We start from the raw sequence: 25,135 nt of genomic DNA, 5'->3' as shown, positions 1-25,135 counted from the left end.
ATTAAATAAGCAATGGCAATTTACTTTATCATTTACTTTCTGCTTAGTACAACTGCATTGGCAGATTTGTTTATAAAGAAAGCCAGTAATAAGTCACTGCTTTTTCCATTGATCTTAATAGGCAGCCTGGTAATTATAACAGCGGGAATACGTTGGGAAACAGGAACAGACTGGCCAAATTATCTCGCCTATTTTCGTAGGATAAAGCAAGTGGAATTTGGTGCGACAGGAATGGAGGTTGGCTACGAACTTATTGTTAGATCGTTTAATCTTTTTTCCGAAAACTATACGCTATTTCTTTTCGAATGTGCGCTTATCATTGTATCATTTACGTATTACACTGTTTATAAAACAAGTCCTTATCCAGCTTTCGCGCTGTTTTTACTATTATCTTATAGTTTAGTAGGCAGTGGTTTCGGAGTAAGACAGGATCTGGCTATCAGCATTACACTATTTTCTGTCATTTTCATTCAACAAAGATCATTTTACAAGTTTGCCATTGTTGTATTCATTGCCACACTGATCCATAAATCCTCATTCGTCTTTTTTCCAGCGTATTTCCTATACAATTTAAAGTGGAATGTACTTTCCGTATTAGCTATTCTGGTAGTGATAATTATCAGCTTTTACTTGTCAGATATCATGATTGAAACCATTGGGTCAGCTGTTTCAGAACATAAGACTGAGGTTTATATGGACCTCGGTGATGAAGCAATTGAAGATCCATATACAACACTCCTGAAAGGGCTATCTCGCAGATTGCTTTTTTTGGCATTGTTAATACCAGCTGTAAACTACACTGAAAACGGTGATAAAGATTTTAATGGTATTTTCAATATATACGTTTTCGGAATTGTACTATATATAATATTTACTCATTTAAATCCCATATTTAGCAGGATTGCCCGACCTTACGATATCTTTCAGATTTTGGCTATTCCAATAGCATATTACAATGCCTCCCGCCGCTATAAAATAATCTTGGTCAGTATTGTTTTTGTTTTCTCGGTTTATAAATTCACTTCAATGATCAGAAGTGATGAAGGTATCAATGTGCCATATAAAACCATCTTTACCGAAAACCAAATATGATCTACGTATCTGATATATCCTCTGTTGCTTTCAGGCACGAGCAGTTTAATAAATCTTTCTTAGAACTTCTAACTAAGACATACCCGTCGGAGCCTATTGTTTTTCTGGGAGAGGCAGAACACCTTCGTGTTATAAAGGAGGATACTTCTAACATTAAGTATCAGGAAATTCCTGTGTACGACAAGCGTGGCGGGTTTAAAGAGTTTATAAGGGCATATCATCAGTTTCAAACACTCAGGAAACTGCTTCGCCTGACAAGGCAGCATGCAGATGCCAGATTATATATTCTGTTAATCCATCCCTTTGCGCATTTTCTATATAAGTTGTTTGGTGACAGAAAGGCACCAATTTCTATTGTAATGCACGGTGAACTTGAATCTTTAAAATTCAATAAGCACTTCCTAAACAAAATATGGGGATTTTTTCAAAAACAGGCATTTGCTAAAAGAAACCATAATGTAACTTACATTATACTGGGAAAAAGCATTTACCGAAACCTGATTGATGTTCTGCCTTCTTTTTTATCACAGAATGCCATTGTCCTTGACCATCCTTACCCGTTTTCTGAACCTCCCCTACTCCGCAAAGACACGCGTCCGATTGTGCTGTCGACATTAGGAGTAGCAACAAAGGCTAAGAATACCCACCACTTTTTCCAGCTCGCAGAACAGGCTTTCGCTAAAAGTTTGAAATACAAATTCAATGTTTGCGGCAAGGTTTATCCCAATATGCAATGCTTCCTGAATGAACATGTTAATTACAAACGCGATTTTGGAATATTAACCCGCGAAGAGCTGGATAGGCTGACACTTGAATCATCTTTTACCGTTTTTTATTACGAAAATTCCGACTATTCACTTTGTTCAAGTGGGTCATTCTGGGATGCAATCAACACAGAAATTCCTCTACTATATGTCCATAACGATTATTTCGACTACTATGCAGAGATTGCAGGCCCTATTGGAATACCATTCAAAACTCCGGAAGAGTTAAATGACTATGTCCTAAACGGCCTGGATCCTGACATAGTCAACAGCGATCGTTACAAACAGTATATAGCTAATATTAGGGCATTTAAAACTGGATATATGGCGACAGAAAACCTTTCTAATCAGCTTAAATATCCGATTATTCCAGCAGTGTAACAGTCACTTAGGAGGAGATGTGATTTAGCAGATCCACAATCATATCTCTTGTCAGCGAATTAAAGTCTCTATAATTCGGACATTAATTGTGTGATTGTACGTCCAGCTACATCCCAGTTCAGGCGGCTTTCGTATTCATTGAATGAGGAAAGTGACAGTTGCTGATAAGAACTCCAGTTACTGAAAACAGATTCAATGTAAGATGCATATTCCATGGCGGATGATTGGATCTGAAATGCCTTTCCATTCACATCTTCACGGATAATTGTTGGAATACCCCCAACATTCGTTGTGATGCATGGTAGCCCAAAGGAATTAGCCTCCGAGAAAACCACGGGTGTACAATCAGCCCTGGTGGGGAGTAAAAGAAAGTGGCTTTCAACGAGCAGCTTGTTCATCAGCATTATTCCCTCGGGATCTGACTTACTGATAAACCCGTAGTTCCTGACGTGCGGAGGGGCAACTTCGAAGGGGAAGTTTTTTACGCCGGCTATATGCAAGGTGGCTTTTAACCCATTTGCATTCAAAATATTTACAACTTCAAGCGCGATATCCCCCCCTTTCCTTTTCCAATCCACTCCTAGGAAAAGCAGGTTGCATTCTCCATGTTTCTTGTTGTTGATGATTGTCCGGATTTCATTCAGGTCCTTTCCAGACACAACATTCGAGCCGAATGGAACCACCTTAATTTTATCCGGATCGGCATTATAGTGTTCGACAGCGGTGTTTGCTGCCCATTCTGAGGAATAAATCGCCAGAGCACATGATTCTAATGCCTGCCTCTCCAGTTCATTTCCGCTTTTAATTGTACTGGATGAAAGATTAGACAAATAATCATAAAAACCGATCATCCCGGCAAAGGTTGCATCTGTATAGAAGACCTTCGGCTTGGAAATATCGAGCAGCGAAACAGGCAAAGTGCTTGGTGAAAAAATTACGTCGCTATCACTGCTTACACGGGATTTGATTTGTGCAGCATACTGCCTGGCTGTGTGAAGTTCTCTTCCAAAGTCGAAATCTTTTCCCAAGATCTTGTAATACAACTTTTTCAGATACATCTCGGCGGATGGTGAGGACTTCAGGCTACCAATCAGATTAACCTCATGATCCTGATTTCTCAATGCATCAGCAATCATATATCCAAGTCCGGACCAGTTATGGATATCCGATGCATCGTAGGAAGTTACGTATGAAATTTTCATAGGCTGGAAATGTGTGTGAGTTGCAAATCTACTACCTTTTACTAAAAAATGATTTTTTCGGAAATGACGCACCCTTCGTATGGTAGGGTTTTAGCTTACTCCTGTAAGTACGTATATATATGCCTTATCAGCTCATAAATAATAATAACTTATGAAAAAAGTTGTTTTCAGCTTGCTACTGGTCGTTTTAATTAGCCTGCACCACAGCTTACATGCTCAAAAGCGTGAAAAGATGTTGCGCGATAGTACCATGAAATACGGTGTCGCGATTGAACCATATCTAAAAAGCATTAATGGAGGTAAAATTGTCAAGGACTTCAACTATTCTCCTTACATCAACAAATTCCTGAGTGAGCACAAATACGTCATCTTTCCTGCCTATCCCCTTACTATTGGTGTCGACGACTCGTTCAAGGGTTACAAAAGGCATATTTCGGTAAGTTCCGGCAACAGATTGTATTTTCCAGCGGGCAGTTCACTAGTTTGTCCCAGTACTATGAAAACTAACGGATACATGTGCTTCATCGCCTGGGATATCAAAGATGTATTTATAGACGGGATCAATCTCGTAGGCAGTAAAGCAAACCCTGATTATCTCACCTCCGCGGCCGGGGCCGGCATTGCCATGTATGCGCCCGACAATGTTACGATAGCCAATGCAAAAGTAACGAAGAGCTCGGGAGATGGCGTAACAGTCCGCGTTCAATGGAACAAGCAGAGCCGGGACATCACTATTAATAAGTTAGTGGTTAACGACGCAACACGGGTAGGTATGTTGGTCACTGGAATTATTAATGGCGATTTTAGGGACATAAGTATAGAAGGTACCGGTGAAGAAGATAAAACCAAGATAGTCAAACCGCAAACAGGATTGTCCTTTGAGCCTAATGATTGCACAAGCAAGTACATCAACTGCAAGTTTTACAATCTGCAAACAAAGAACAACCTTGGTCCTGTACTGGCAACAACTAACTTCTACGCAATTTTTACAAAAAACACTTGCGGGGTTAATAAGATTGACATTACGATTGATAAATGGACCGATTACACAGATGATCCCAAAGCATACGGAGCTTCATTTGCCATTGCCAGCGGAGACATGACACCTTATGATACCAAGGATATTTCTGGAACTTTTACTATTATTAACCCCACTATCATAAGGAACACGGCCAAGCCTAACTACTATTTCTTCCAAGGCACAAGCGAATCGAGGAAAGGCGGCGTGAAATACATCTTGTCTAATCTGAAACTGGTCCATCAGGGGAAAACGTATACCATGAAAAACCGATCAAACAACGAAAAGATCAAGAATTTGATAGATCAGGCAAATGCGCGAAATAAGGTTTTGATCAAATAGCTATTTCTTCCATTGAGTTCAAGGAAAAGATTAACTTACGTGTTACACAGTATTGCGATTGGCGGCGTAGAAGTTGCTTTGTTATCAGCTGTGCCTGCTCTTCACAAACAGTACGACCTCACAATTATAGTACTGGGGAAGATCAATCCAGCAATTATGTCGCATTTATCCGAAGAGGAGAAACAGGTGTTCATCCCTCTTGACTATGCTGTTCCGCTTTATCCGATCGTATTGCCGAAAATTGTTCGGACCGTATTACAAACCCGTCCGGATATACTAATCTGCTCACTTTGGCGAAGTTCGCTGGTGGGTACGCTATGTAAATTGGTTGACAAGAACGTCAGGTTATATTCATTTATCCATAGCACAGACTTCCCTCACGCATTTGCAAAGCAGTTCAATAAATATGCTGTTCGCATGGCCGACTTTGTTTTGGTAGATAGCTCTGCGACCAAGAAATATGTTGCAGATCACTTCAAGCCCAAAGCGAAAATCAAAGTGGTAAGCTTTCTCACCCGCTCCACACCGACCGACAATAAGGCACTTGCGCCAGAGACACAGGATAATGTCCGCTTTATGTTTCTGGGCAGGATAAATAAGGTAAAAAACTTACCCGACGCAGTCGAGCTTATCAAATATCTGCACGAAAATAATGTAAAGGCATATTTTGACATTTACGGCAGGGACGATGATGGCTCCGGGGCTAGCTTGCAGCAGATTATCAGTGAACATGATCTGAATGCTTATATCCGGTTTAAAGGAGAAATAACCGGCTCACAGAAATGGAAGATCTTTCCAAATTACCACTTTTACCTTCAATTAAGCTTCAACGAAGGGATGGCGATGAGTGTTACCGAAGCAATGCAGAATGGCATTGTAGGTGTAGTATCCCCTGTTGGAGATATTGTAAATTATTCAAAGGATATGGATTCTGCGATATTCATTGACGTCCATAATCCGGCAAAGAAAAACGAGGATTTTGCCAAAGTATTAAGCGTAATCCGCAATCCTGCACTATACGCCAAACTCTCTTCTAACTGCCACGCTCACTTCGCTTCAAAAAAGCTCTATGCTGATTCCCTTATCGAGCAGATTGAGAGCACTTCATCCTGAATCCCACTTTCAAATCACCTTTACTACGCAAAATTCGATCGCTATCACTCTACATAGCGCGATAGAAATGTAGAATATGTTCTATATATACTAGCTTCAATGTGCAGCTCCAACTATCTTTTTGATTTCAAAATTTGTAACTTTTGGTTTCTAAAAAAAGATACACCATGCTTTCTAATAGAGAGTTAAGCTAAAATATGCCCTGATTTTTCACATGAGGCGATTTTAGTCCATAATGCCAAATGGTAAGACATTTAAATTCATGAATTGTAGAACTAATTGACAAATGTCATTTTTTTCTTGTAGAACTTTTAAATTAGCTTTGTAGTTAAAATACAAACTTATTTAATTTTAGACCTGTGAAAAGCTCTACAATATTAAAAGCTATTTTCTTGCTGCTGTTCGCTAATTTATCCTACATAGTAAACGCGGCGCCTCTGATCGATCCGATCAAGTTTTCAATCGGCACCCAGGCTACGCATGTTGGCTTAAATGAAGAGTTTCAGATTGAAATCAAGGCGAGCTACATGTACCTTCCTGCCACTACCGTGTTTGTCTTTGAAGGATCAAATGCGTTCAGATTAAAGCTGATCTTGCCAGACGGCTTCGAACAAACAGGAGGTACTTTCTCTGATTTCGTAGGTGCAGAGCTTTCATCAACCAAGCCTTATGTATCCTACACAGTAAAGGGTAAATTCACCCACAACTCTGGCGATGGTGTTTTCCAACTGTTACGCAGCCACAGGAAAGCGGATAATCAAAGCAACTATATTGCTGTATCCCAGTTGTCTTTCAAACCCGATGAAGGGATTGCATCTGAAGACGTTGAGTCTGGTGCAAGGGTCGCAGCAACTGCAGCAGTAAACTATATACCTTACCTTACCATTGCCCAATTAAGGGCCGGTGTAGCAGATACCGCTTCGTCGGTGTTTATCACTGACGAAGGGAGATCCGGTTTGTTCAAGTATAACCGTACTTCTACTGCCGTTGATGATGGCGCAATGACTATCGTAGCAGCTACAAGAAGGTACGAGCGCGTATATGAAGGCGCAGTAAATGTCAGATGGTTTGGTGTTGTTGCTGACGGGACCAATGATCAGTCGGCTGCAATTCAAAAGATGCTGGACAATGCTAAATACCGAAACGTGTTTTTCCCGAAAGGAGCCCAGCCGTATCGGATCAAAAGCATACGCATCTGGAGTAATTCTAACCTTACGTTTGAAGAAGGAACGATTGTCGAAGGTATGGGAACACTAGGAACATCTCAGAAAATGATGTACATGTATGATGTATCCAATATTACTATCAAGGCACCTGGGGTGATTTTCAGGGATCTGAAGTCGCAATACACATCAGGACAGCACAGACACATTTTTTCTCTGGAAGGCGTAGCGAATGTTTCCCTGGAAGGTATGGCAGCAAACGATAGTGGCGGCGACGGATTCTATATAGGCTCTGCCAGTGTCAGAAAGATCAGTGAAAATGTAAAACTCACCAATGTCTCCGCAAACAATAACAGAAGGCAGGGACTTTCCATCGTCTCTATCCGGAACATTGATGTTATCAATTCTTCTTTCAGCAACACTATCGGAGAAGGTCCACAAGCCGGGATTGATATCGAACCAAGTAATTCCGGGCAACGCGCGGAAGGAATAAGAATTCTGAATACTGTGACTGCAGGTAATAAAGGCCCGGGAATTGTAATCAGTCCGGGGGTATTATCCGGCACCGGTAATGTAGTTGAAGTCACAATCACCAATCATATAGACGATGGCAGCCAGTACGGAATGCTTGCAATCGGCGTAAAAAGTACACTTGGCGGATTTGTTACAATCCAGAACCCCATTTGGAAAAATGCGAAGCTGAATGGGTTTGTAGCCAGAAACTGGGGCTATCGTGCATGCGATGTGGTGATACAGAAACCAAGTGTTATAAACTGCAACTCCAATGCCAGTACATCACCGACTGCCAGCGCCGCATTCTATGTTCACCGTGAAACAAACGATGCAGGGGATACACATATAGGCAACATTCATATTCTCAACCCCAGCATAACAGACCTTCGTGCAACCAAGCTTAGTACCCGCGCATTCAGCTTCAAAGATTGGAACAGTTCCAACAAGATCTTGAATTGCAGTATCGTTGATCCGGTTAAATCAGGTGATTATTTTCCATCAAACAACATGATTGTAAATGCCGAGCTTGCACTTTCCGATGCAAACAAGACCTTGGTTCATGAACTCGGAGCAGGCAATAGTATCGCTGATTATACCTACTATAAGCAATATTATACCAATGAAAAATCGACCAATACACGTAATGTTACCTTAGGTAAGGTAAATGCGGGCTGGCCTGACGTCATTATCGAGGTTAAAACGGCGAAAAATATTACGATCATACCAAATGCAACAGACAACATTACGCCTCTTGCGTCGGGCAATGGGAAATGGATTACCAGTAACGTAGTAGGTAGTCGCATTCGTCTGCGAAAAACAAGTGACAATACCTGGACGGTCATTGAAAAGACAGGTACCTGGACAGCCCAGCCTTAATCCGTTTCAAAAACAAAATCAGCCGGTAAATCAAAAATTTACCGGCTGATTTTGTTTTATAGCCTCAGAGAAATTGCTGCACCTACTTTTTCGGTGATGAAACTGGTAATTTTTAACATTTAAGGTATTTTTGAAAATCATTAAGTAACACACTAGCAGCTTTATGTTTCCAGAAGCCTCTCTGAGCCGACCTTGTTTCATAGAAAATAACCCGGAATTCCATAAATCGGACTTCGTTCTCCCCTCTGGTCAGTCTCTTTCAGTTAACTTGATTTTCAGGAATGACCAATAAAAACGTTCTTCTCCTGGCACATGACGGAGAAGATTTCTATAAGGCACGGATTCCTTTTGCGAAATTTTTGAAGGAAAGAGGGTACAGTATTTCTGTAATGGTACCCCATGACGAGTACACCGCGCGCATTCAGCAGGAGGGATTTTATGTGCAGAACTCAAGTCTGCAGCGGGACAATACCAATCCTTTGGCCCTCATCAAAACGATCTTTGAAGTCCGACGATTTGCCAAGGCAAATCAGATAGGGCTCGTGCATTCTTTCAAATTTGTTCCTAATCTGATCAACTCGTTCTCTGGCATTTTCGGACGCCAGAAAGTTGTTTTGCATATTGCAGGCCTGGGGATTGCATTTGCCAATACGGGTCCGAAGTATAAATTCCTCAAACTTGTTCAGCAAATCCTTTTTCTGATTCAGTTCCTGAGAGCCAATCTCGTGATTATCCAGAACCCGGACGACTATCATGATTTTCTCTTCAAAAAATCTTTCCGTAACAGGATCAAGGTTGTTAAAGGAAGCGGCGTAGATATAACGAAGTTTTCACCTGTATCAAAAACTCCCGACCCTACCAGGATAACATTTCTTTGTACTACAAGGCTGATCTGGGAAAAGGGGATCAGTGAGCTTACTGAGGCTTTTGAGACTTTACCCACGCATTTGAAGGCGAACCTGCAATTGCTGATTATTGGCGAGCCTGACAACAAAAATCCAAGAACAGTCACACCAGAGTTTATTCAGGGTTTTCAGAACAATACATTAATACGCTTCCTCGGCAAACAGAGCAATATTGCCGAAATGCTGAATAGCTCTGACGTGTTTATCTTGCCAAGCTATTATCGCGAGGGTATCCCAAGAAGCATATTAGAGGCATTATCCTGCGGACTGCCCGTTATCACAACAAAAGTTCCCGGCTGCAACCTGACAGTAATTCAGGGTGAAAACGGATATTTGATAGAACCACGATCGGTGGCTGCTATCAGGAATGCAGTTGAACAGATGCTCTCACGCCAGTCAGAATGGAAAAGCATGGGAGCTTCCAGCCGCAATTTGGCGGTAACCGAGTTTTCAGAAGAAACTGTATTTAGTCAAATTGTTAAGCTATACAACTCATGAGCGTTTTAGTAACCGGAGCCGCGGGCTTTATAGGTTTTCACCTGGTAAAGAAGTTGATCGAAAAAGGTCATGATGTGGTTGGCATTGACAATATCAACGATTATTACTCAGTCACATTGAAGCACGATCGGCTAAGAGAATGCGGCATTGACATTGACAATCCTGTTTCAGAAAACTACTACAAAAGCGATATAGCCAATTATGAGTTTTTCAAAATGGACCTCACGGAGATGGACAAGCTGTCGGAGTTGTTTGAAACGCGCAGGTTCCGGTACGTGATCAACCTTGCGGCACAGGCTGGTATACGGTATAGCTTAGAGAACCCACGCAGCTATCTTTCTTCGAATGTTGAAGGTTTTTTCAACGTTCTTGAGTGCAGCAGGCTGGTCAAGCCAGAGAAGCTGATATATGCAAGTAGTTCGAGCGTATACGGCCTGAATACCGAGCAGCCATTTGCAATAAGCCAAAAATCCGAAACGCCGATCAACATATATGCTGCGTCGAAAAAGGCTAACGAATTAATGGCACATGCATACAGCCATTTGTACAATATCCAGACTGTTGGTTTAAGGTTTTTTACCGTGTACGGTCCGTGGGGAAGGCCGGATATGGCGCCTTATCTTTTTGCAAATGCGATTGAAAAAGGCGAGGCAATTAACGTATACAACCATGGTAACATGAAGCGTGATTTTACCTACATTGATGATATTGTGAGCGGGATCTACGCCGTACTGGACACACAGTTGACTGAGCAATACCAGGTTTTCAATATTGGAAATGGGCAACCAGTCGACTTGATGGACTTTATTAAATGCCTTGAATCATCATTCGGTAAACCGGCCGAAATTAACCTGAAAGAAATGATCCCAGGCGACATTGTGTCAACCTGGGCGGACACTGCAGAGCTGGAAAGGGCAACAGGATACCGGGCTGCAACGGACATCAGTACAGGTGTGGAACATTTCGCAAAATGGCACAGAGCTTACCATGCAAAGCTTGTGAATGGCGCCGGATAAATATGAAATTATCATTATAAAAAGGATGTAAAGTACTGAATATACGCTGACCACTAAATGGCTGAACGGAAGATTGTTTTGTAAGTAACTTCAAATTAATTGGCGAAATACACCGAAACTAGTTTCTCGCAGAATGGTTGACAACTGACACTAAGCAATTGACCAACAGAGCTGAATATAATAAAAACAACAAGGTACATTTCTGTTTTTTGATTTTTATAGCTAAACTTGTACCTCTAACACATCTTGTTGAAGAACACGACACTATCACATAAATCAGGTACACACATATGAATAACACTTACATATCGGAAAAACGGTATATTCATCGCCTGCTGAGTAAGACCGCTGTTTCAGAAGAAGTTCTAATAGTGACCAGCTATGATTACTTTCTCCAGAAATATGATTTAGCCCTCCTATTGAAGAAATACAGGGAAATCATTCTGATACCACACAGTTCCGATGATGATTATCTGCTCAATCATACAGTCAGGCCGCTTCTAGACAAATTTGAAAAAATACACCTTGTTACAAATCCCCAATACGACAGCCGAAACAGGGTTATTTATGAGCTGGTAGTAAGAAAGAATAAGTCCATCCGAATTAACACCGTTTACGACTTTTGTGAGCGCATCCTTAAGAAGGTCTACATTCCGGATGATGTATCAGAAATCAATCCGAATCTTCTTACCCTGCCTACATTTGGAAAAAGGGTAAGATATCCTAAAAAGATCATTGATGTTTCGATCTCGATCATCCTGTTTCTTCTGACATTCCCCCTTTGGATACTAAGCTATTTCCGCATTAAAATGCAGTCGCCCGGCCCTATCTTCTATCGTCAGGAGCGGGTTGGAATGAATAATCAGTCTTTTTTCTGTATCAAGTTCAGGTCTATGGGGCTCGATGCCGAGCAGAATGGCGCATCATTTTCTAAAAAGAATGATTCCCGTACATTCTCTTATGGTTCGTTTATGCGACAAACACGCATCGACGAGCTTCCCCAGATCATCAATATCTTCAGAAGGGATCTTTCATTGATCGGTCCCCGGCCTGAACGTCAGGTATTTACGGAGACATTTGACGAAACAATCCCTTATTATAATATGAGACATAACATCAAACCAGGTATTACCGGGTATGCACAAGTTATGTACTCTTATGGAGCCGGCGTTTTCGATGCGCGTCATAAGTTGATGTATGATCTTTACTACATTAAAAACTGGACGTTGCTCCTCGAATTAAGAATAATCCTGCTTACGGCAGTTGTGATTTTCGGGAAAAAGGGCAGGTAGTTAGTACCTGTCACTTTATTCCATCTTCTGACACCAACTCTGATGAGGAACTTACTGCTGAGCCTGCTTCTGTTAGCGGCCTGCTCCTCTAAATTATATTCCCAGGATTCTACATTCTATTATTCCCTGGGAATATCAGGTGCCGCCTCTACATCCAAAACACCTTTTTGGATGCATGCAAATCAATTCGGCACTGTACCTCAAGACGGTTCTTTTGGATTAGCCAATGCAGGCTTTTACAGGGTCTACAATCCCAGCAACCCGCGGCTTTTTCAATGGACCGCCGGAGCAGAACTGATCGCAGTTGCCGGAAAGAAGCCGGACCTATTCTTTTCAGATTTATTTATTGGCGGAAGCGCGGGTCCATTTGAACTAAGTGTTGGCCAGCGTAAAGAATACATGGGGCTATCCGACAGTCTGCTTACGATGGGAGGAATAGCAATGTCGTCGAATTTCCGCCCCTACCCCAAGATTGAGCTCCGCACGCGCCGGTTTGTAAGTATTCTCCCGTACAATGATTTACTTTCATTCAAGTTTTCTTATTCCGACGGAATTTTTGGCCCCGCTGACGTTCACTTCGGAAATGTCAGACGTATTGAAGAGAGTTACCTGCATCAGAAGTCATTTTATATCAAGCTCGGCGGCAAAAGGCACCGGCTTAATCTTCTTGCAGGATTTAATCACCAGGCCATGTGGGGTGGCGAAGACAAGATTTTTACCGGCGGCCTCAAACGTCAGGAAGCTTATAGCTATGTGGTGTTCGGTAAGCCCTGGGCCGACAGCCGCGTAGGTAATCATTTCGGTACCATCGACGTGGCCGCTGACTGGAAAGGTAATAAGTGGAACCTCTTTCTTTATCGTCAAAGCATTTACGAAGACGGATCGCTGAGTAACCTCTCCAACCTGGCAGACGGTCTGAATGGACTCAGGTTCAAACGAAATACTTCGGGAACTAAAAGCGGCTTTCGCATCAACACGATACTTCTTGAATTTCTTTACACAAAAAACCAGGGCGGCGAGGTCTTCGATTTCACTACCGGTACTTTCGGGCGCGACAATTATTTCAACCATTATGTTTATAGTCAGGGCTGGTCTTACCGAGGCCGGAGCCTGGGATCGCCCTTTATTCCTTCGCAATCGATGGTGCAGAATGAACTCAGAAACAACGCAGCTTCATTCACTCCAAACAACCGGATTATGGCGTATCATGCAGGTATCTCCGCTTCTTTCAACAAGGTCACTTTCAACTTCAAAGGGAGCTACTCGCTGAATTCCGGCACATACACGATTCCATTTTCAAAAACAATCCGGCAAACTTCCCTGCTCCTCGACATTTCGAGCCCGATTTTTGCTAGTAAAAGTAACCGTCTGTCGATCATGCTCGCTGCTGATTTTGGAGAGTTATTTCCGAATAGTGCGGCTGTTTTGCTCGGATGGAGAAAATCCGGTTTTATCCGATAACTTTGATGAATTATCAATTGATCAACGGAGGAATAACTTCTATATACTTAAATGCCCGTTCCAGTTTGTCAGCGCCGAATTTGCTTAATTCTTTGTATTCTTTGCTTCGCTATAAGCGGCTATTCTCAAGACTCCACGCTTTACTATAAAGGCACCATATCGGCGGCCGGCGCCACTGCTCAAACTCCGTTCTGGCAATTTGCCAATCAGCATGGAAGTGTTCCGCTGGATGGAAACTTCGGCTTGGCTGATATAGGTATTTACAAAATTTACAACCCGAATAATCCACGCAATTTCCAATGGAGTGGCGGTGTACAGGCGATCGCAAGCTACGGGAAAGCCGGAAACGTGTTCCTCTCCGACGCTTACCTCACTGCCAAATTCAATATTGTAGAAATTCTCGCCGGACAACAAAGAATGGTGTCCGGTTTGATTGACACTACAATGAGCTCCGGCTCGCTTGCAATGGCGGGCAATGCACGCCCGATGCCGCGCATACAGGTTTCCATTCCAAAATACTTGCCCCTGTTCTTTACAGACAATTTTGTCGCACTCAAATTTGCATACTCCGATGGTTACCTGGGATCGAGCAGAATCAATTACGGTAGCGTCAACCGCGTTCCGAGATCTTACTTTCACCAGAAAAGTCTCTATTTCAGATTAGGTAAGCCGCAGGACAAGTACAAAGTATACCTCGGCATGAACCATCAGGCAATGTGGGGCGGCGAGGCAGAGACCATGCCGCTCCGGGAGCTCAGTCCGCCCAAAGCATACCTTTACACTGTCATCGGAAAAACTGTTGACTACCGAAAAATCGGAAATCACTTCGGCACCGTAGATATAGGGGGTGAATGGAGAGGTAAAGACTGGTCTTATTTTTTATACAGACAAAATATTTACGAGACCGGCTCGCTTTTCAAAGTCAATAATTTCACAGACGGATTGAATGGAATTAGTTTGAAGCGGCTCAAACCTTTACCAAAAGGAGCCAGATATTTCGCGTTCCGATCTTTTCTGTTTGAGGTGTTAGGCACTAAAAATCAGACAAATAAGAACCCGCTGTCCGGACTGGTTATTTTCGAGAAAGGCAACTACTATAACAGCTATCTATTTGCCAGGGGCTGGTCGTATTACGGTAGTGGAATAGGTACTCCATTGATACCTGCCGCCTCGCAAACAAAGCCTGACCTGCCGAGAAGCCGGTCGGAATTCACCAATAATAATCGCGTGTGGGCGTTTCATACCGGAGTGACTGCGAGCTGGCTTGCTTTGGAATGGTCGTTTAAAGGAACATATTCACGGAATTCCGGCTCTTTTATCAGCCCATTTGAATCCGTTAAGCAGCAGGGATCAGTCATGTTAAGTGTTGAAAAAAGACTGAAAGTATTAAACGGAAGCAGCGTTTTTACAAGTGTTGCCTCTGATTACGGCGACCTGTACGCGCATTCGACCGGGTTGATGATTGGCTTTCGCAAGAGCGGCTTTTTGGATTAGTAGACGCCATCCTGCGGAAGTGCAATATGAAAACCTGAAAGTTATACTTATTTTTATGACCAAGGAAGCATTATACACATTCCGGAGCGTGTGAGGGTATACATATGAAATACTACTATTTTCTTTTGCTGCTTATACCTTCGATCGGATTTTCGCAGTACGACAAACAACCTGAAATATATACAGACTCGACAATCAACTACCTGGAAGTGTCGGGAATGGGAAGTAACAATGGACATACTCCTTTCTGGATGCATGCAAACCAGTTTGGAACCGTACCTGTAACCGGCCCGGCAGGTACCGCCAGGGTTGGAATTGAAACATACTGGCCGCTTTCCGAGAATACCGGCAGGAATGTCTGGCGAGTAGGCGGCGGAATAGAGGGAGTAGGAAACGTAGGCGAAACTTCGAAAGTACTTCTCCCGCAACTCCATGCTACACTAAAATTCAAGAACTGGGAATTATCTGTCGGTCGAAAAAAGCAGTGGATCGGCCTGGCTGATTCCACGATCGGCTCCGGCTCCTATTCATGGTCAGGCAATGCAATGCCGATCCCGAAAATCATCCTGGGTACCTCGCGCTTTGTCCCGGTCCCTTTTACAAAGAAGTGGATTTCCTTCCAGGCATTTTATGCGGATGGTCTGTTTGAGAAAGGCAGGCCAGTTACCAGCGGTTTGAAGCTGCACCAAAAATCATTTTACCTCCGGATTGGAAAACCGCATTCTACTTTAAAGCTGTACGGAGGATTCAATCATCAGGTGCAGTGGGGAGGCAGATCAAAACATTTAACAGCTGAGAACGGCAAGCTCCCCGATGGATTTGCCAATTACATTCGCGCGGTAACAGGCTCGATCGGAGGCTCCGGCGATGATGTCACGCATTTTGACAGTACCAACCGCATTGGTAACCACCTGGGCTCCATTGATGCTGCAATGGAGATCGAGACTTATGGAATGAGCATATTTCTTTATCGACAATTCGTATTTGAAGACGGCTCCCTATTCTATCTCACTACGCTGAATGACGGTTTATACGGAATCAGGTTGCGCAAGAAGAACTCCTACGGGGCTAATTTTGAAATTACCGAGGGAGTATTGGAAATGCTTTATACCAAAAGCCAGGGAGGCGATGTATTTGTTCTGGGCGACGGCAAGCAGCGGGGCCACGACGATTATTTCAATAACCAGCAAGTCCGCGACGGTTGGTCCTACTATGACCGAACAATCGGGACCCCCTTTATTCCCCCTACTTCCCAGACGATCTGGAAGTATCCGCAGTACGCAGATAATTTCACAAGCAATAACAGGGTTTTACTTTATCACCTCGGCCTGCGCGGGACATTGTTCCGTAAAGTAGAATGGCAGACCAAGTTCTCGTACTCTCACAATTACGGCACTTACGGTTGGCGTTTCCTGGATATCCCCAAACAATTCTCCGGCTACATTGCACTGCAAACGCAGCTTGATGTACTTGGCGGGCTCACGGTCAAAGGAGCATACGCAGCGGATATAGGGGATTTGTATCGCAAAACGCACGGTTTTACCCTGGGCTTGCGGAAAAACTTCTCCTTTTACTGATCGTTCTTTAAAGCTTTTCGCGGATCTGCGAAGCCAGGCTCGCCAGCTCTTCCTGTGAAATGCTGATTTTTTTAGAGAAATCAGCGTCTGACATACTGTTCAGCGGAATCAAGTGGATATGTACGTGCGGCACTTCAAGGCCGATTACGCTCACACCAATGCGGAGACAGGGGACTGCTTTCTCCAATGCAGGCGCGATGTTCTTTGCAAACAGCAGCAAACCCGTATACGTAGCATCATCCAGATCAAACAGGTAATCAATTTCTTTTTTAGGTATCACCAAGGTGTGCCCCTTTGCAATCGGAAATGCATCAAGGAAAGCCAGAAAATCATCATTTTCCGCAATTTTGTGAGCCGGGATTTCTCCGTTAACTATTCTTGAAAATATAGAAGCCATTGTTGTCAGTTTAAAAAAAATCAGGTCAGGATACCTACTTTGGCAGCCGAACTTTCGTTTGAAATAAGTATTTAAAAACCGAAAAGTACTTAATATTGCGATCTAAATTTTAACAGAGAAAACATGACAAGCAAGAATTGGAAAGCTTTCAGCAGAGCATCCCTGATCGCATTGATCGCTTTCGCTTCTACTACTAACCATGCAGAAGCGCAAAATAAAGGCAAATGGGAAACCCTGTTTGACGGTAAATCACTGAAAGGCTGGCACAGCTGGCAGTCAGACGAAGTGCTGCCGCAATGGAAAATACAAGACAATGCAATCGTGCTGACGGAAAAAGGCGGGAAAGACCTCGTTACCGACAAGGAATACGGCGATTTTGAACTTGAACTCGAATGGAAAATCGCAGAAGGCGGCAATAGCGGTATTATTTACCACGTGATCGAAGATAAGAAGTACTGCTGCCCCTACTCAACCGGTCCTGAAATCCAGGTATTGGATGATGTAAAACACCCTGATGCAAAAGCGGGCAAAGAAGGCAACCACAAATCCGGTTCACTTTATGATATGCTTCCTGCAAACGACTTCAAAGCTGTAAAGCCTGCGGGACAATGGAACAAGGCGAAAATCGTGATCAAAGGTGGTCGTGGCGAAAGCTGGTTAAATGGCAAGAAAGTAGTTGATTTCCCGACGCAGGGTGCTGAATGGGAAAAGCTTGTTGCAAATAGCAAATTCAAAACCTGGGAAGGGTTTGGTGCTGCTTCAAAAGGAAAAATTGCTTTGCAGGATCACGGAGATCAGGTTTCTTACAGAAACATCCGCATCAGAGAACTATAATATGTCTGCCGGCAAATTGCCAGACCAGTACTCTCGGCTATAAATGCGCCTGAATGGCCAGTTTTTCTGCCGCAAAAGGAGGGGTAAGTAAGCGTGCGGTTCCTTTGACGATTTGCTCTCATGATAGAGATCGTCGTCAGTCAGGATCAAGCCCTTATAAACCCCTTCTTCTTTTATTGTCACATCGCCGAACGGAAGTTCTTTTCTATAGTCTGGCCGCAGTCTGGTCAAACGTTCTTTCAGCAGCCAGTCTGTCCTGAATTGCTTTGCACTCACGGGAACGGGCTGGAATTTACCCTGTGATACTTCCAGCGCATATTCCAGGTATGCTTTTAACATTTTGGGGCCTGCATTTGCAGTATGGTCCGTCTGCATTTGAGCCGGCCACAAGCTTGTTACAAAATAGATACGCTCCCGGGCACGGGTAACTGCCACATTCAGCCTGTTTTCGCCTCCCTGCATATTCAGGCTTCCGAATTGCATGGAGAGCCTGCCTCTTTCATCAGGCGCATAGCCCATAGAGAAAATGATAATGTCCCTCTCGTCGCCCTGTACGTTTTCTATATTCTTTACAAAAAGATCGGGTGGCAACATACTTTCCTTTTCCAGACTATCCTGGATCGCCGCTTGCTGGTAGAAATTGAATGTAACGATGCCAATGCTTTTGCCTTCGGGAATCAGCTCTTTAACCAACTCCACCACTCTTTCCACCTCAACTGCATTGGTGTTCTGTTTCCAGATACCTTCGGTTTTAATGTACTGGATCCCGGCTCTGCCTGCATTGATGTGACTGAAATCGGGCAGCAGCCGAAGGCTGTTTTTGTAAAAATGGCGGTTAGAAAAGTCGATCAGATCAAGTGACTGGCTGCGGTAATGCCCGGTAAGCTGATACTGTTCCAGCGACTGTGCTGCCAGGTCCAGCAACGATTCGATCTCTCTGGCCGCAACATATTCATCATCTTCGTCTCCCCTATCCTCATACCTGACCTTATACAAGTCACTTGGAGAAAGTTGTTTATCGTCACCCGTTACAACCAGCTGCTTCCCTCTGAATGCCGCCGGGAGGCCATATTCGGCATAGCATTGCGAAGCTTCATCAAATATAACCAGGTCAAAAAGCGCCTGCTGCATCGGGAAAATGGCAGATACAGACTCCGGCGAGGCGAGCCAGCAAGGTACCAGCGAGAAAACCTCATCCGAATAACTTTCCAACACCTTTCGGATTGGCCAAATCTTGCGTTTTTTGGTTACCTGATGCGCCAGTTCGCGATAGGTAACCGTATTTCCCAGCCGGTTTTTCGCAATATCTTCGTAAGTACCTTCACGCAGCTTGATACTATTGATAGCTACGCTCAGCTTTTGTTTGAGCTGAATACTGGCTTGAAGCTGATCCTCCCATTGCGCCATTTTCAGCGAAGTAACAGCCCGCAGCTGCGGGTATTTTGACTCTATATGTTCAATCCAGGCAAGTTTGATGCTATTTTCAAACAAGCCCATCATAGCTTCCGTATTTGCTAAACCGGATTTGCTGCTTTCGACACGCACGCTTTTGGCTACGGACTGCTCGGAGCTTGTCATTCCCTTAAAAAGCCTATCCATATCAGCCAGCGAGTCAAAGTCTCTGGTTAGAGAAGCGCGTAGGCGAATTGCATACGCTGGCTCACTGATCAATTTGCCAATTTGTGAGGGCAGTATAAAAGGCAGCATTTCACGCTCCATTTTGTCCCAGGTTTCGAGCCACTGGATCAATCCTTTGAGAATGGCGTCGAATTCGCTTTTGTCATTTACATTCGTAATAATAGCATGCAAAACCGCCTGCCAGGGCTGAAATGAACAACGCACAACAGCATCGGCAGCTGATTCTGCATTTCTAAAAAATTGGGTCAATGCGATATCCGGCTGCATTCGGGTATCAGAGTTTTCTTTGTAATGCAGACTTGCCTGCGACAACCAACCCTCCACTTCCTGTCTGTTCCTAATCTGCACCTGCAACTTTCTCAGGTCTGCAATTTCAAGTGAAAGTCCATTGGCAGTGGCAACCCTCTCGATTTCCTTTTTTTCTTTGCTGAATATTCCCCAGAAAAAGCCGGTCAATGCCGACCCCTTGGATTCCAATGCCTTGTTCAGAGATTGAGAAAAAGTAACGAGCTCCGTTTTATTCAGCGAAAATTCAATGCCCTCTTCCTGCAAAAATCCGTCAAGTGCATCGGCAGTCTGCCTTACGAAAGCGAGCCGCTCATGTGCATTGTGTGCTGATGAAAGGTACTGCTTTAATAAAGACCAGCTTTCGTTATTGTGGATCAACGCAGTAATATCCCGAAGCCGACCAAGCGCCTCATTACGGTTTTGACAAAAATCAATTGAAAAATGCGCACTGGTAAGCTGCTGAAATTTGTCTTTCTGTCTCAAAAAAACAGCCGGGATTTCATCCAGCATTTGTTCCATTCTCCTTAACTCCGCAAGCCCAAATCCCGCGAAATCCCTGCGCTCAGCCCAGTCGTGGGCGGCAGTAATGTGAATGGTATAGTCGAAATATGTTTTTAAGCGCCTCCGGAAATCGTCCCATTGGTCAATTCTGAAATGTCTGTAATGCGCAAGCAAGTCAGGATGCGGCGCGCGCTGGTCGCTGGTAAGATATAGTTCCTTGATACTTACACCGCATTCAGTCTCATCAAACAAAGCTTCCCGAAACGCATTCAGGTCAGCGACAGTCTTGTCGATAGCCCGGCTCTCCTGCGTAAACTGTCTTTCAAGAAAAACGGCATCGAGACTATAATTCTCCTTCCGGTATGCATCTACGTCCTCGATCTGCGCCGCGATTTGCCGGTATAATGCCGCCCTGTCATTTTTGAAATCATGGATCAATGCGACAAACCTGTCCATTCCAATTGTTTTGAGCCGCTGGTGCACCACATCCAGTGCAGCCCGTTTCTGACAAACCAGCAGCACCCGCTTTCCCCTGGAAGCGAAGTCCGACATCAGGTTACATATCAGCTGAGACTTGCCACTTCCCGGCGGTCCCTGCACCACGACCGATTTGCCCGTTTTTACCTGTAAAATGATATCCTCCTGCGCTTCGTCAACCGGAAATGGCGTCAGAATTTCTTCCTCCCTCACTTTTGACACATCTGATTGTGCCGCCAGAGACAAGTTGTTTTCCTGATCTTCCGTGTAGCCTTCCTCTTCCGCATTAATCAATGGAACAGAAAACGGCTGCTCGTCAAAAGCGGTAATCAGCGCATTGTAGTCAGGCACAAGGTAAGAACCCGCTTGCGGGAAAATACCCAAAACAGCCTCTGGGTATAGCTTTAACTCTCCGTTCCGGCAAGTGTTATCCAGCTCCGACGCTTTCTCCGCCGAGAATGCAACGAGCTTTTCGTCAAATAATTCCTGATTGAAGTTGATACGGAATGGCGTTGTTTTCAGCCACTCGTAAAGCTGGGTCCTGAATTCCAGGAAATCTTTGGGAAAGTCCTCAAACGATTTTTCAAGAATTTCGTCAGGTAGGGAAGTCTCGTTGAAATGCGCGTAAGCGAGTGCGAAGCTTTGATTTAAGACTACATTGCCTTCTTCCCGCAACTGCAAACACCATTGTTCCCGGTCCATTTTCAGCGTAACAGGAAAGAACAACAGCGGAGCGTGAATGGAAGTACCGTCTGACAGCTTGCCCTTTACAAAAGGATAGCCGACAAACAAATCCTGTGAACCCCGTTCCTCGGCTATAAACTGCTCGGTCCTGCTGATCTTCCGTAGCCGTTTGCTGATTTGATTTACCTTCTCGTAACGCGGATCGGCCACGTCGCAGACAGCAATGCGAGCCTTTTGCTGCACAAGCTGTCTGACCAGATCAATGGAAGGTTTTTCAAGAACAAAGTCCGTATCATGAAGATCAATAAACTGCTCCGCTGCCAGATGCGTGAGGAGCAGTGACTTATTCCTAGTACTTAAATTTGTCAGTCGTTTTAAATAGGCTTTCAGAATCCGCTTCATACATACTTCAACGATCCTGCACGCTAGCTATTTGAAAGTACTTTCTCTTCGTTCGTGTCCTTTTTCGGAAATACAACGGAAGCCAGGATACTGATTGCAAGGATTCCGATGATCACGTAAAGTGAATAGATCGTTTCGAAGCCAACCGATTCCAGGTAGCTGTGAGCCAGCATTTTCCCTCCAATAAATACAAGCAGAACGCCCAGACCATATTTCAGGAATCGGAACAGGCCCATAATGTTGCTGAGGAAGAAGAACATGGAACGCAATCCCATGATTGCGAAAATGTTGGAGAAGAAAACGACGTATGGATCTTTTGTAACGGAGAAAACCGCCGGAACGGAATCGACCGCAAATATCAAATCTGTAAATTCAATGATCAGTACCACAACGAACAGTGGCGTAAGCATCCATTTGCCCTTCTTCTTCACAAAAAAATGCTCTCTTACGTATCTTGGAAAAACAGGCAGGTATTTGGAAGCAAACTTTACAACAGGGTGCTTGGCCGGATCGATCTTTTCTTCTTCTCCACCCTCAAAAAATATCTTACCACCCTGATAAACGAGCAATGCACCAAAAACAAGGATGATCCATTCAAAGCGCTGCATCAATGCGGAACCCACAAAAATAAACACGAACCGCATTCCTATCGCGCCGAGTACACCCCACAAAAGTACTTTCTTATAGTACTTCGGCCGCACACCAAATGACGCGAAGATCAGGATGATGACGAAGATATTATCAACAGACAATGCATATTCGAGCAAGTAGCCGGTAATAAATTCCAGCGACATGTTTTTACGGTATACTTCAACACTAGCCTCGAAATTGCCTGGAATCAGCGTCAGGTGAGGCGCGTATTTATCTTTGATGCTTTCCAGCTGAGCGTAGTTGTCTACGCCATGAATGAGATCACCGTGCGTTCTTATGATCAGGTAAAAGCCCATTGCCAGGGCAATCCACACGATCGTCCACGCAGCAGCCTCCTTGAACTTGACTATATGGTCTTTTCTGTTGAAAAAAACACCCAGGTCAAGAAGAAGCATAATGGTAATAACCAGTATAAAACCTGCGAAAAACAATACTTCGTTGGAAAGTAACATGAAAAAACGCTGTTATGTATTTTGGACTTAGAGACAACATCCGACTGAAAATGGCCTTCACAGCCTGCATTGCCTACTCAGAAGGATAAAGGTAATCAAAATATGAAATGGATCGTCGAAAACGGACGGACGGCAAAAACCACAAGCCGATCTGAAAGTTTTTCCTGATAAAACCGCGCCAGCTTTATGGAAGAGATTTCAGGTAAGTAAAAAAAGTTTACGGGTTATAGTACGTGATTTACAATTTGTTAATTAGTCTGCTCAGATTTTTTGTTAAATATTTGTTGTAAAAACTTGCGTCAAATAGTGCGTGTACATACATTTGCACCACGATAACCGAATCGGTTACGCGAAAGTAGCTCAGCTGGTAGAGCGCGACCTTGCCAAGGTCGAGGTCGCGGGTTCGAACCCCGTCTTTCGCTCAGAGAGCAAAGCACCGGAAACGGTGCTTTTTTTCTCTTAGGTACCATCACAAAATTATGGCACTGGCCGGGGTGGTGGAACTGGTAGACACGCAGGACTTAAAATCCTGTGAGCCGAAACGCTCGTACGGGTTCGATTCCCGTCCCCGGTACCAAAAATGAGAAGCGGCTTTGAACAATTTTCAAAGCCGCTTCTCATTTTTAGCTGAGTTCCAAAACAACCTCCACCATTTCCTCCTTCCCACTTCCGCATACCCCACAACAGTAGCTTTCGGGAAGGGACTCGAAAGGTGTATCTGGTGCAATGTTTTGCTGCTCGTCGCCATACTGCGGATCGTAGACTGTGAAACAGTCCGGGCATTGGTGAAGTACCTTACCCTGCTCTGGTTGTTGCTGCAATTCTTCGTCCGCAGTAAAGGCGAGCTGCATTCCGAGTTTTGAGCGTTGATTACTAAACCTGCGACAGAGCTTTTCGAGCTGCACAGCCAGCTGCATTCTGTATAAACCTTTTTCAAAAGCCACGAGTCGGCGACTGTTCGGGTTGAAGTTTTCGGTATAATAAATGTCGTACAGACTGAAAACCGCCAGCTGACCGATTCGTAGCAATGGACGTTTTTTTATCAATATCGAGCCAAATACTTCTGATTTCGGTCGCGTTTGAATGCCGAAACAAAGTCCGAAAGTGCGTGTATCGTGTTTGTCGAAATACTGGATCAGCTCCTTTTTAAGTACCGAACCTTCTTCGTGATGGTCTTCTGTTTGCCACGCCAGTTCGTTAGCAGCGTGCCTCACATTGATATTGTGTTTACCCAGTATACTGCTCCAATCGCCCCTGTAATGGTCTTCAATCCCTTTTATAATCAGCGACTTCCATGGCGTAATGCATATTTCACCGATCTTCGTTTTCATGCAAAGCGCACAAACATCCAGTAAAAAATCGACAGAAAACAGTTCATCACGTCGGTACAAACCCAGCCAAGTCCGCGATTCGTAGCGGTTAAATCCTTCGTAGTAAGGAAGTGAAAATGAGGGCAGCTCAACCTCATTTGCCGCTGGCTGGGATATATATTGAATGCGCGCATTGACGGATGCGAACAAAGTTTCTTCATCTACAAACTCGTCCGCCAGCAAACAAGCCTCCACGGCATGGGTAACCTTTCCAATCTCATTCGTATAAACCAGCTCCCGCCACCTGAAAACCACATTGCTCTGCTTTGGACGTACATATAAGTACCAAAAATGCGGCTCGGGCGAAGAAATGAAGTTAAGGTTACCTGTAAAAAATGGCGTAAAACTCTGATTTGAATCGGAAATATTGACTTTCAATGCAGGCTGGTAATCAAAACAATCCAGTACCGAATGGTATTCATTTGCAAGCAGCCACTGCCCGGTCCGGAAAACATCCTCCCCGCAATAGGAGCTCACGATGTTCGGATTGCGGTCGGTATTTACCTCGTAGCGAATCGCCGCATTCTTGAGGCTTTTTTCAAGAAACCGCATATCCTCATAATGAGCGGTTATGAGCAGTTGCTGCCGTGCGCCAAAACGCACTTTATGTACATTGGCTTCTCGGGAAGCCAACAAAACTTCCTTTAAAAAGCCCGGAGAGGCAATACCGCCCGGCAGGTTGATCTTTACATGATAATAATCTTTCATCTTTTCACCGCGTTCATTGTAAACAT

17 protein-coding genes and 2 tRNA genes are annotated in these 25,135 nt (G+C 44.0%); 14 read left to right on the top strand and 5 right to left on the bottom strand.

Annotated features, from left to right (window positions below):
* Window positions 1–12 precede the first annotated feature (12 nt).
* Both AC1XTG_RS07405 and AC1XTG_RS07400 read left to right on the top strand, forming a co-directional pair.
* Window positions 13–1,092 carry an EpsG family protein gene (locus tag AC1XTG_RS07405; protein WP_056280706.1) on the top strand — a complete coding sequence of 360 codons (1,080 nt, stop codon included), beginning with the start codon at window positions 13–15 and terminating at the stop codon, window positions 1,090–1,092.
* Entirely contained in the window at window positions 1,089–2,237 is a 1,149-nt protein-coding gene (locus AC1XTG_RS07400) for a hypothetical protein (protein ID WP_056280704.1), read from the top strand. Before AC1XTG_RS07405 ends, AC1XTG_RS07400 begins: the two co-directional genes overlap by 4 nt.
* Window positions 2,238–2,305: 68 nt before the next feature.
* On the opposite strand, the gene AC1XTG_RS07395 is transcribed toward AC1XTG_RS07400, so the two are convergent.
* Window positions 2,306–3,439 (bottom strand): glycosyltransferase family 4 protein, encoded by a 1,134-nt coding sequence (locus AC1XTG_RS07395; RefSeq protein WP_056280702.1) that lies wholly within the window; start codon window positions 3,437–3,439, stop codon window positions 2,306–2,308.
* A gap of 151 nt (window positions 3,440–3,590) precedes the next feature.
* On the opposite strand from AC1XTG_RS07395, the gene AC1XTG_RS07390 reads away from it, so the two are divergent.
* The 9 genes from AC1XTG_RS07390 to AC1XTG_RS07350 all read left to right on the top strand — a co-directional run bounded on the left by AC1XTG_RS07390 (window position 3,591) and on the right by AC1XTG_RS07350 (window position 16,707).
* Entirely contained in the window at window positions 3,591–4,799 is a 1,209-nt protein-coding gene (locus AC1XTG_RS07390) for a hypothetical protein (protein ID WP_056280699.1), read from the top strand.
* A 39-nt stretch (window positions 4,800–4,838) separates the two neighbouring features.
* Complete coding sequence (locus AC1XTG_RS07385) at window positions 4,839–5,912, top strand: glycosyltransferase family 4 protein (protein ID WP_056280696.1); 1,074 nt, start codon at window positions 4,839–4,841, stop codon at window positions 5,910–5,912.
* A 359-nt stretch (window positions 5,913–6,271) separates the two neighbouring features.
* Window positions 6,272–8,464 carry a glycoside hydrolase family protein gene (locus AC1XTG_RS07380; RefSeq protein ID WP_056280692.1) on the top strand — a complete coding sequence of 731 codons (2,193 nt, stop codon included), beginning with the start codon at window positions 6,272–6,274 and terminating at the stop codon, window positions 8,462–8,464.
* 281 nt (window positions 8,465–8,745) lie between these two features.
* Complete coding sequence (locus tag AC1XTG_RS07375; RefSeq protein WP_056280690.1) at window positions 8,746–9,867, top strand: glycosyltransferase family 4 protein; 1,122 nt, start codon at window positions 8,746–8,748, stop codon at window positions 9,865–9,867.
* Complete coding sequence (locus AC1XTG_RS07370) at window positions 9,864–10,883, top strand: NAD-dependent epimerase/dehydratase family protein (protein WP_484841498.1); 1,020 nt, start codon at window positions 9,864–9,866, stop codon at window positions 10,881–10,883. The genes AC1XTG_RS07375 and AC1XTG_RS07370 overlap by 4 nt, the downstream gene beginning before the upstream one ends.
* A 290-nt stretch (window positions 10,884–11,173) precedes the next feature.
* Window positions 11,174–12,175 (top strand): sugar transferase, encoded by a 1,002-nt coding sequence (locus AC1XTG_RS07365; protein WP_056280684.1) that lies wholly within the window; start codon window positions 11,174–11,176, stop codon window positions 12,173–12,175.
* A gap of 42 nt (window positions 12,176–12,217) precedes the next feature.
* Window positions 12,218–13,636, top strand: coding sequence for a capsule assembly Wzi family protein (locus AC1XTG_RS07360; RefSeq protein ID WP_484841497.1), 1,419 nt, complete (start codon window positions 12,218–12,220; stop codon window positions 13,634–13,636).
* A 51-nt stretch (window positions 13,637–13,687) separates the two neighbouring features.
* Window positions 13,688–15,130 (top strand): capsule assembly Wzi family protein, encoded by a 1,443-nt coding sequence (locus tag AC1XTG_RS07355; protein ID WP_484841496.1) that lies wholly within the window; start codon window positions 13,688–13,690, stop codon window positions 15,128–15,130.
* A gap of 104 nt (window positions 15,131–15,234) precedes the next feature.
* Complete coding sequence (locus AC1XTG_RS07350) at window positions 15,235–16,707, top strand: capsule assembly Wzi family protein (RefSeq protein ID WP_484841495.1); 1,473 nt, start codon at window positions 15,235–15,237, stop codon at window positions 16,705–16,707.
* 7 nt (window positions 16,708–16,714) lie between these two features.
* On the opposite strand, the gene AC1XTG_RS07345 is transcribed toward AC1XTG_RS07350, so the two are convergent.
* Complete coding sequence (locus tag AC1XTG_RS07345; RefSeq protein ID WP_056280672.1) at window positions 16,715–17,104, bottom strand: HIT family protein; 390 nt, start codon at window positions 17,102–17,104, stop codon at window positions 16,715–16,717.
* A gap of 123 nt (window positions 17,105–17,227) precedes the next feature.
* Between AC1XTG_RS07345 and AC1XTG_RS07340 the strand changes: the two genes are divergently transcribed.
* Window positions 17,228–17,938: a 3-keto-disaccharide hydrolase gene (locus AC1XTG_RS07340; RefSeq protein ID WP_056280667.1), complete on the top strand. Its 711-nt coding sequence runs from the start codon at window positions 17,228–17,230 to the stop codon at window positions 17,936–17,938.
* Here the strand turns inward: AC1XTG_RS07340 and AC1XTG_RS07335 are convergent.
* Window positions 17,933–21,928 (bottom strand): AAA domain-containing protein, encoded by a 3,996-nt coding sequence (locus AC1XTG_RS07335; protein WP_484841494.1) that lies wholly within the window; start codon window positions 21,926–21,928, stop codon window positions 17,933–17,935. The two genes, AC1XTG_RS07340 and AC1XTG_RS07335, sit on opposite strands and share 6 nt — an antisense overlap.
* A gap of 23 nt (window positions 21,929–21,951) precedes the next feature.
* The gene (locus tag AC1XTG_RS07330) at window positions 21,952–23,031 is read right to left on the bottom strand and encodes a TerC/Alx family metal homeostasis membrane protein (RefSeq protein ID WP_056280662.1); all 1,080 of its coding nucleotides are present in this window, start codon (window positions 23,029–23,031) and stop codon (window positions 21,952–21,954) included.
* Window positions 23,032–23,380: 349 nt separating this feature from the next.
* Here AC1XTG_RS07330 and AC1XTG_RS07325 point away from each other — a divergent pair.
* Both AC1XTG_RS07325 and AC1XTG_RS07320 read left to right on the top strand, forming a co-directional pair.
* Window positions 23,381–23,453: transfer RNA gene (locus AC1XTG_RS07325), tRNA-Gly, on the top strand.
* A 66-nt stretch (window positions 23,454–23,519) separates the two neighbouring features.
* Window positions 23,520–23,608, top strand: a tRNA-Leu gene (locus tag AC1XTG_RS07320).
* 46 nt (window positions 23,609–23,654) lie between these two features.
* Here AC1XTG_RS07320 and AC1XTG_RS07315 read toward each other — a convergent pair.
* On the bottom strand, window positions 23,655–25,109 hold the full coding sequence (locus AC1XTG_RS07315) for a rubredoxin (protein WP_484841493.1): 1,455 nt from the start codon (window positions 25,107–25,109) through the stop codon (window positions 23,655–23,657).
* Window positions 25,110–25,135 lie beyond the last annotated feature (26 nt).

Source organism: Dyadobacter sp. HNCC25DJ183 (genome assembly GCF_056895175.1).
The sequence above is the reverse complement of the archived record's forward strand: the minus strand, read 5'-3'. Positions and strand labels throughout refer to the sequence as shown.

Excerpts from the sequence above, each read along its gene's own strand:
- AC1XTG_RS07405 (WP_056280706.1), top strand. The coding sequence starts at position 13 with ATGGCAATTTACTTTATCATTTACTTTCTGCTTAGTACAACTGCATTG.
- AC1XTG_RS07400 (WP_056280704.1), top strand. The coding sequence starts at position 1,089 with ATGATCTACGTATCTGATATATCCTCTGTTGCTTTCAGGCACGAGCAG.
- AC1XTG_RS07395 (WP_056280702.1), bottom strand. The coding sequence starts at position 3,439 with ATGAAAATTTCATACGTAACTTCCTACGATGCATCGGATATCCATAAC.
- AC1XTG_RS07390 (WP_056280699.1), top strand. The coding sequence starts at position 3,591 with ATGAAAAAAGTTGTTTTCAGCTTGCTACTGGTCGTTTTAATTAGCCTG.
- AC1XTG_RS07375 (WP_056280690.1), top strand. The coding sequence starts at position 8,746 with ATGACCAATAAAAACGTTCTTCTCCTGGCACATGACGGAGAAGATTTC.
- AC1XTG_RS07370 (WP_484841498.1), top strand. The coding sequence starts at position 9,864 with ATGAGCGTTTTAGTAACCGGAGCCGCGGGCTTTATAGGTTTTCACCTG.
- AC1XTG_RS07365 (WP_056280684.1), top strand. The coding sequence starts at position 11,174 with ATGAATAACACTTACATATCGGAAAAACGGTATATTCATCGCCTGCTG.
- AC1XTG_RS07360 (WP_484841497.1), top strand. The coding sequence starts at position 12,218 with ATGAGGAACTTACTGCTGAGCCTGCTTCTGTTAGCGGCCTGCTCCTCT.
- AC1XTG_RS07355 (WP_484841496.1), top strand. The coding sequence starts at position 13,688 with ATGCCCGTTCCAGTTTGTCAGCGCCGAATTTGCTTAATTCTTTGTATT.
- AC1XTG_RS07350 (WP_484841495.1), top strand. The coding sequence starts at position 15,235 with ATGAAATACTACTATTTTCTTTTGCTGCTTATACCTTCGATCGGATTT.
- AC1XTG_RS07345 (WP_056280672.1), bottom strand. The coding sequence starts at position 17,104 with ATGGCTTCTATATTTTCAAGAATAGTTAACGGAGAAATCCCGGCTCAC.
- AC1XTG_RS07340 (WP_056280667.1), top strand. The coding sequence starts at position 17,228 with ATGACAAGCAAGAATTGGAAAGCTTTCAGCAGAGCATCCCTGATCGCA.
- AC1XTG_RS07335 (WP_484841494.1), bottom strand. The coding sequence starts at position 21,928 with ATGAAGCGGATTCTGAAAGCCTATTTAAAACGACTGACAAATTTAAGT.
- AC1XTG_RS07330 (WP_056280662.1), bottom strand. The coding sequence starts at position 23,031 with ATGTTACTTTCCAACGAAGTATTGTTTTTCGCAGGTTTTATACTGGTT.
- AC1XTG_RS07315 (WP_484841493.1), bottom strand. The coding sequence starts at position 25,109 with ATGAAAGATTATTATCATGTAAAGATCAACCTGCCGGGCGGTATTGCC.